General features: G+C 71.2%; 3 protein-coding genes. All 3 read right to left on the reverse strand.

The genetic code is table 11. From position 1 onward, the window contains the following. Positions 1 to 381 (reverse strand): Plug domain-containing protein (locus tag VLK61_RS16240; RefSeq protein WP_325422654.1); only part of this gene is annotated, 381 nt, incomplete at its 3' end. A gap of 162 nt (positions 382 to 543) precedes the next feature. Then, complete coding sequence (gene egtD / locus VLK61_RS16245; protein WP_325422655.1) at positions 544 to 1500, reverse strand: L-histidine N(alpha)-methyltransferase; 957 nt, start codon at positions 1498 to 1500, stop codon at positions 544 to 546. Beyond that, positions 1497 to 1903: SUMF1/EgtB/PvdO family nonheme iron enzyme (locus tag VLK61_RS16250; protein WP_325422656.1), on the reverse strand; the 407-nt coding region annotated here is incomplete at its 5' end. The genes egtD and VLK61_RS16250, both read right to left, overlap by 4 nt.

Consider the following 1903-nt stretch of genomic DNA (forward strand, 5'->3'; position numbering starts at 1 on the left):
GATCTGCGTGTAGCCACCGCCCATGCCGCGCATGCGGATCTGGCCGCCGCGCCCGGGCGGGCCGCCGAGCGTGACGCCGGGCAGGCGCTTGAGCACTTCGCCCAGCGTGCCGTCGCCCATGCGGTCGATCTCCTCGCGGCCGACCACGATGCGCGAGGCGGTGGAGCGGCGGCGCTCGGCCGTGCTGTCGGGCGCCGCGTTGCCGACGATCTCGACCTGCTGCGGCCGGCTGTCGGCGGCCCGGCGGGCGGCCGATGCAGCGCCGGCGGGCGCCGAGGCCGCGCGTGGCGCTGAAGCCGATGCGGCGGGCAGTGCAGCCGCGTCATCGGCGGCGAATGCGGCGGCGGCGTGCAACAGCCCGAACGCGGCAAGGGACGACAAGGGCCGCAGCGTGGGCGACCGGAAAGCTTGGGCAGGCTTGGGGATCATCGCCGCGCAGCATGCGTACGGCCGGTAAACGCCGTGTGAACGAGCGACGGCCTGCGGCACGCCTGCAACAGGCGGCGCCGCCGCACTCAGCACATCGCGGGTTGACGCGCAGCTTCAGCAGGCGGGTGCCGCGAGCCAGTGCACGCTGAACAGCTTCGCGTCATCGCACCACACCGCCTGCGGCTCGAAGCCGGCGTCGCGCGCCAGGCGCTGAAACCCATCGACCGTGTACTTGCACGAGTTCTCGGTATGCAGCGACTCCCCTTCGTCGAACAGGAAGCGCTCGCCATAGATGCTGACCGACTGGCGCCGCGCGCTGACCAAGTGCATCTCGATGCGCTGCCCACGCGGGTCGTAGAACGCGTGGTGATGGAAGGCGCCCACGTCGAAATCGGCGCCCAACTCGCTGTTGGCCCGCACCAGCAGGTTCTTGTTGAATTCGGCAGTGATGCCGACCGCGTCGTTGTAGGCCCGGTGCAGCAGCGCCGGGTCCTTGACCAGGTCGACGCCGATCAGCAAGCCGCCGCCACGCAACCAGCCGGCACTGCGGCGAAGAAACTGCAGCGCCTCGGTCGGCGTGAAGTTGCCGATCGACGAACCCGGGAAGAAGCCGACGCGGCGCTGCGCCTGCGCCGGCAGCGGCGGCATCACCATGTCGGCGCTGAAGTCGGCCACCAGCGCCTGCACGGTCAGCGCCGGGTGATCGGCGGCCAGCGCGCGGGCGTGGTCGCGCAGGTGTTCGGCCGAGATATCGACCGGCACATAACGCACCGGGCGCTGCAGCGCCGCCAGCAGCAGCCGGATCTTGCGCTGCGACCCGGCGCCGAACTCCACCAGGTCGGCGGCTGGGCCGATGCATTCGGCCATCTCGCGGGCATGGCGCTGCAGCAGGCCGATTTCGGTGCGCGTGGGGTAGTACTCGGGCAGGTCGCAGATGCGGTCGAACAGCGCCGAGCCGCGCGCGTCGTAGAAGAACTTCGGCGGCACCGCGCGCGGCTTGTGGCGCAGGCCCTCCAGCAAGGCGGCTGCCAACGGGTTGGCCAGCCGGTTGGCCCAGGCAAATTCGATCATCGGGCATCCCTCGCCAGGCGCAGGCCTGTGAACTGCCAGCGCGCAGCCGGCGGGAAGAAGTTGCGGTAAGTGCTGCGCCAGTGGCCCGGGGGCGTGGCGCAGCTGCCACCGCGCAGCACCAGTTGGTTGATCATGAACTTGCCGTTGTACTCCGCCGCGGGACCGTTCCAGGGCCGGAAGCCGGGGTAGGGTGCGTAAGCCGACGAGGTCCAGCACCAGGCTTCGTTAGCAATCGCGGTGCCGGCCTGCCGGGGTTGCATCCAGCCGAGGTCGTGGCGGGGCACGGCAGCCGGCTCGCTGGCCGCGGCGTGTTCGAGTTCGAATTCGGTTGGCAGGCGGGCGCCGGCCCAGGCGGCATACGCGGCGGCCTCGTAGGCGGACAGGTGGCACACCGGGGCCTGCA

Origin of the sequence: Aquabacterium sp. (assembly GCF_035476535.1) — a bacterium.
Taxonomy (GTDB): domain Bacteria; phylum Pseudomonadota; class Gammaproteobacteria; order Burkholderiales; family Burkholderiaceae_C; genus Pseudaquabacterium.